2 protein-coding genes are annotated in these 6,000 nt (G+C 68.7%); both read right to left on the bottom strand.

Translation table 11 applies throughout. The features are described from left to right. Window positions 1-4,783, bottom strand: a 4,783-nt coding sequence (locus tag DXK32_RS23585; protein WP_205215815.1) for a beta strand repeat-containing protein, incomplete at its 3' end; no start/stop codon positions are given. A gap of 393 nt (window positions 4,784-5,176) precedes the next feature. Further along, on the bottom strand, window positions 5,177-5,911 hold the full coding sequence (locus DXK32_RS23580; RefSeq protein WP_114860733.1) for a response regulator transcription factor: 735 nt from the start codon (window positions 5,909-5,911) through the stop codon (window positions 5,177-5,179). Window positions 5,912-6,000 lie beyond the last annotated feature (89 nt).

Below are 6,000 nucleotides of genomic sequence, written 5' to 3'. Positions count from 1 at the left end.
TGACCGGCGTCGCGGTGGCGAGGTCGATGGACCAGGTGCCGCCGGTCGCCGTGGTCGTGTAGGTCGCCCCGCCGATGGTGACGGTGACGGTGCTGCCGGCCTCCGCCGTGCCGGCGAGGGTGGGCGCCGCGCTGTTGGTCAGTGCCGCGCTGGTGACGGTGGGAGCGTTCGGCGCCGTCGTGTCGATGGTCAGCGTCTGCGTCCCCGCCGAGGAAACGTTGCCGGCGGCGTCGCGCGCGGTGACGGACACGGCGTTGGTGCCGTTGGCGTTCAGACCCAGCGAGCCGGAGGCCGGAATGGCCGTGGCGAGGTTGACGCTCCAGGCGCCGGTTCCCGACGCGGTGGCCGTGTAGGTGGCGCCGCCGACCGTGACGGTGACCGTGCTGTTCGCCTCCGCCGTGCCGCTGATGGTCGGCTTCACCGCCTTGGTCAGGGCGGCGCTGGTCACCGCCGGGGCATCCGGCGCCGTCGTGTCGATGGTTAGCGACTGGGTGCCGGCCGCAGAGGTGTTGCCCGCGGCGTCGGTCGCCGTGACGGACACGGGGTTGGCGCCGTTGGCGTTCAGGCTCAGCGTGCCCGAGTCGGGGGTGGCCGAGGACAGGTCCACGCTCCAGGCGCCGGTCCCCGGGGCGGCCGTGGTGGTGTAGGTCGCCCCACCCACCGTGACGGTGACCGTGCTGTTCGCCTCCGCCGTGCCGGCGAGGGTTGGCGCCGTGCTGTTGGTCAGCGCCGCGCTGGTCACCGCCGGGGCGTTCGGCGCCGTGGTGTCGATGGTCAGGGTGAGAGCGGTCGATGCCGGGGAGGTGCTGCCATCGCGGGTGGCCGTCGCGGTCAGGGTGTGGCTGCCCTGGGCGAGGGTGCCGGTCGGCGTGATGGTCCACTGCCCGTTGACCGCGGTGGCGGTGCCGATCGCGGTGGCGCCCTGGTACAGCACCACCGTCGCTCCGGACGCGGCCGAGCCGGTGATGACGGGAGCCGTGCTGTTGGTGATCCGGTCGCCGGCCACGCCGCTGTCGGACGCGGCGGCAAGGCCGAGGCCGCTTGGCGCGCCGGGCGGCGGCGGCGCCTGCAGGTAGACGACCATGTTGCCGCTGTTCCCGATCACGAGGTCGAGATCGCCGTCGCCGTCGATGTCCAGGAGGGTTGGCCGGACCTGGTAGCCGTGGGGTTTGAGGCCGAACGGGTTGGTGCCGACCAGCGTGAAGCTGGGCGCCGCCGTCGTTCCGACGTTGCGGAAGACCACGTCGTCGCCGTTGTTGTTTCCGATGATGGCATCGAGGTCGCCGTCACCGTCGATGTCCGCGAAGACCGGCCGGACTTCGCCGCCGATGTTCGTAAGGCCGAACGGATTGTTGCCGACCAGCGTGAAGCTGGGCGCCGCGGTTGTCCCGACGTTGCGGTAGAAGTGGACGTTGCCGTACATGCCGCCGACGAAGAGATCGAGGTCGCCGTCGCCGTCGATGTCCGCGAACGTCGGAGCTGCATAATTGTTCTGGCCAATGCCGAACGGGTTGGTGCCGACCAGCGTGAAGCTGGGCTCCGCCGCCGTCCCGACGTTGCGATAGAAGATCGTGTTGCCGGACGCGTTGCCGATGAAGACGTCAAGGTCTCCGTCGCCGTCGATGTCGGCGACGGTGGGCGCGGCGTAGGAGTAGGAGCCGACGTTTCCAATGCCGAACGGGTTCGTGCCTTCAAGCGTGAAGCTGGGCGCCGTCGTTGTTCCGACGTTTCGATAGAAGATCGAGTCGCCGCTCCGGATGCCGACCAGCATGTCCAGGTCGCCGTCGCCGTCGATGTCGGCAAAGGTCGGCGTGGCGTTCGCCCCGGCGTTGGTGAGGCCGAACGGGTTGGTGCCCAGAAGGTTGAAGTAGGGGTCGGTCTGGTTGCTCACCGGCTGGCTGGTCAGCGTGGCGGTGCCGTTGCCCGCGACGTCCCGCGCCGGAGTTGTCTGCGGCGGGGTGTAGTCCACGGTCACCGTATCGGTGCGCAGGACCGCGTATTCCAGGGTCAGGGTGATGACCGAACCGGTGATGGCGACGTTGGTCACGCCCACCGTCGCGCCGCCCGCCTTCACCGTGAAGGCCGAGGCTGCCGGCTTGGACATCAGGTCCAGCGCCTCGTTGTAGCTCAGCGTCAGGATGGCGCCGTTCACCGTTGCCGAGGACAGGACCGGCAGCGTGGTGTCGATGGTGACGACCAGGGTCTTGGACGGCGCCGAGGTGCCGTCGCTGTTCGTCGTCTTCGCGGTCAGCGTCCGCGGTCCGTCGGCCAGCGCGGTGCCCGGCGTGATGGTCCACAGCCCGTCGCTGTCGGCGGTGGTGGTCCCCAGCGCCGTCGCGCCGTCGTACAGCACCACCGTCAGCCCGGCCAGCGCCGTGCCGGTGATGGTCGGGGTCGCGTCGCCGGTGATCCGGTCGCCGGCCGCGCCGAGATCCGACGCGGGGTCGAGGGTCAGCCCTTCCGGCGCGTCGGGCGGCGGCACCTGCCGCGAGACGATCAGGTTGCCGTCCGCGTTGCCGGTCAGCGCGTCGAGGTCGCCGTCGCCGTCGATGTCCGCGAACACCGGCGTCGCCCGGTTCCCCGTCGTCTCAAGGCCGAAGGGGTTGGTGCCGACCAGCGTGAAGCTGGGGAAATAGCTGTAGCCGACGTTGCGGAAGACGACCGTGTCGCCGTTCGCGTCGCCGACCAGCAGGTCGAGGTCGCCGTCGCCGTCGATGTCCACGAAGGTCGGCGCGGCGGCGCCGGTCACGCTGCCCAACCCGAAGGGATTGGTGCCTTCCAGCACGAAGCTGGGCGCCGACGCGGTGCCGATGTTGCGGTAGAGGACCAGATTTCCGGCCGTGTTGCCGATCAGCGCGTCGAGATCGCCGTCGCCGTCAATGTCCGCGAAGGCGGGGGCCGCGGCGCTGCCGACCCCGCCGAGACCGAAGGGGTTGGTGCCGACCAGCGTGAAGCTGGGCGCCGTCCGGCTGCCGACGTTGCGGTAGACGAAGATGTTGCCGCTTTGATCGCCGACCAGCGCGTCGAGGTCGCCGTCGCCGTCGATGTCCACGAAGGTGGGCGTGGCGGACGTGCCGAGGTTGCGGAGGCCGAAGGGGTTGGTGCCGGCCAGGGTGAAGGTCGGGTTCGTCGGCGTGCCGACGTTCCGGTAATAGAGCGTATCGCCGTTGGCGTTGCCGATCAGAACGTCCAGGTCGCCGTCGCCGTCCAGGTCGGCGACGGCCGGCCGGGCCTTGCTGCCGCTGTTGCCCAGCCCCAGCGGGTTGGTGGAGGGGGGCAGGAAGTTCGGATCGCCCGGCGAGTTGTTGACCACCGCCTGTCCGGTCAGCCCGCCGGCGGGGTTGGTGCTGGCGTCCTGGATCGACCCCGTTTGCGGCGGCGTGTAGTCCACCGTCACCGTCTTGTAGCGGATGACCTCCTTGGCGAGGGTCAGAAGAATCCGCGAGCCGTTGACGGAGGCGTTGCTGATCTCGACCGCGACGCCGTTCACCGTCACCGTGAAGGCGGACTTGTTGATGATGTCGCTGTACAGCGTCTCCGAGTAGGTCAGCGTGAGGATCGTCCCCCTCACCGTCGCCGACACCAGCGTCGGGCCGGTGAGGTCGATGGTCACGACCAGGGCGGTGGAGGCGGAGGAGGTGCCGCCGTTCAGGCTGGTCTTGGCGGTCAGCGTGTGGCCGCCGGCGTCCAGCGTGCCCGTCGGGGTGATCGTCCACTGCCCGCCGCTGCCCGCCGTCGCGGTGCCGATGGCCGTGGTGCCGTCGTAGAGGACCACGGTCGAGCCGGCGACCGCCGTGCCGGTGATGGCCGGCTTGGTGTTGTTGGTGATGCGGTCGCCGCGCAGGCCGCTGTCCGTCAGGACGCTGAGCGACAGGCCGGTCGGCGGGGCGACGGGGGCCGGGCCGTTCCAGTAGGCGACGATCCGCCCCCCCTGCTCGCCAACGAGCGCGTCGAGATCGCCGTCGCCGTCCAGGTCGGCGAAGACCGGACGGGCGTAGCTGCCGCTGTCGGCGAGGCCGAAGGGGTTGGTGCCGACCAGCGAGAAGTTCGGGTTCGTCCGGGTGCCGATGTTGCGGTAGACGACCGTGTCGCCGGCGTTGGTGCCGATGATGGCGTCGAGGTCGCCGTCGCCGTCGATGTCGGCGAAGGTCGGCGAGGACATGTTGATGCTCTCGCTGCCGACCTTCCCAAGGCCGAAGGCGTTGACGCCGACCAGGGAGAAGCTGGGCGCCGTCCGGGTGCCGACGTTGCGGTAGACGTACAGGTCGCCGCTGCCGCTGCCGATGATGGCGTCGAGATCGCCGTCACCGTCCAGGTCGGCGAAGGTCGGCTTGGCGTAGAAGCCGGTGCTGCTGAGGCCGAAGGGGTTGGTGCCGGCCAGCACGTAGCTGGGGGCGGTCGCCGTGCCGACGTTGCGGAAATAGAACAGGTAGCCGCGCCCGGTGAGCGGGGAGCCGTTGGTGCTGTTCGCGGAATCGCTGCCGATCAACAGATCGAGGTCGCCGTCGCCGTCGAGGTCGGCGAAGGCCGGGGATGACCAGCCGCCGACGTTGCTCAGGCCGAAGGGGTTCGTGCCGGCCAGGGTGAAGGAGGGCCAGGTGTTCGTCCCGACGTTCCGGTAGAGCGTGAGCCCGCCGTTCACATCGCCGATCAGCGCGTCGAGATCGCCGTCGCCGTCGATGTCGACGAAGACCGGGGTGGCCTGTCCCGCCACGCCGTTGGGTCCGACTTTTCCGATGCCGAACAGGGCGGTGCCAAGCAGCGTGAAATTCGGATCGGCCATGGTCGTGTTTCCCCTCGGAAGGACGGTCAGGATGCGCGAAGGCTCTCCGAGCGGCGGAGGCCTCGGTCGGTGTTCAAAGTCTGGAGTTCTCAGGCGCCGGGAACGGGTCTGCCCCGCTTATGCCGCCGGGTCCCTGCGCAACAGGAGCGCAGGTTTCAGAGTAAAGCTGGACGGATTGCGTGGCGGGTGCTTTAAAAAATCCGGCTTCATTTCACTTATTCTCTGGTCTTCTTAGAGAATTGTGCCAAATCCACGACTTTCAGCTGCGTTGCGCACACCAAAAGTGGCGGTTTGGACGATAGAGAAGAAGCCGCACCAATCACATGGACAAAAGGTGACGCGGATCTGACCGGTTTCTGACCGGCTTGACAGTGTCGGCGACGTCCGTGACGTTCAGTTCGGATCGAGGACGATGCCATCGCCCAGCGCGTAGCCCACCCGCGGAATGGTGGTTACGGCGAGAGGAATGCCGGCGGCCACCTCGACGGTGCGGCGCAGCCGGCGGATCGCGGAGTCGAGGATCTGCCGGTCGCTGAATTCCGGGTTGTGCCCGAGCGCAGCGAGCAGGTCGTCCCGCGGCGCGGCGTTGGGCGCGTGCAGGGCGAGCGCAGCCAGGAGCCGGGTTTGCTGGTCGGCGAGACGGACGACCTGCAGGTCCGGACCGACCAGCAGATGCGACCGCTGCTTCAGCCGCCAGATCGGTGGGGTGCCTTCGGACGCCGGGGCTTCCGCGCCCCTTCCGGCGGCCTCCAGGCGGCGACGGCCCTTGGCGGCCAGCCCGCGGATCGCCGCGATCAACTCGTGCGTGTCCACGGGCTTGACGAAATAGATGTCGGCCCCGGCCTCGTACCCCGCCACCCGGTCGCTGGTGGTGCCGCGCGCGGTCAGCAGGATGGCGCCGACGCCCAGAGCGGTGACGTGGCCCAGCACCTCAAGCCCGCTTTCGTCCGGCAGGTTGATGTCGATCACCGCAACGTCCGGTCGCAGGGACAGAGAACCCTTGTAGAAACTGAGCGCATCCGCAAAAGCACGGACCTGAAAGCCCGCCCCGTCAAGACAATCAGCGAGGGCGTCCCGGAAATCTTCGTCGTCCTCCACGAGGAAAACCGAAACGTCGTCGGGCGTCATAACTGTCCTTTACGCGAATCGCGGCGTGTGAAAAAAGACGGTGCTGTGTCTCTAAGCCATCGCTCGATAGAGTGACAACAGGAATTAAA

Origin of the sequence: Azospirillum brasilense (assembly GCF_003349955.1) — a bacterium.
In the GTDB taxonomy this organism is placed as follows: Bacteria; Pseudomonadota; Alphaproteobacteria; order Azospirillales; family Azospirillaceae; genus Azospirillum; species Azospirillum brasilense_B.
The sequence above is the reverse complement of the archived record's forward strand: the minus strand, read 5'-3'. Positions and strand labels throughout refer to the sequence as shown.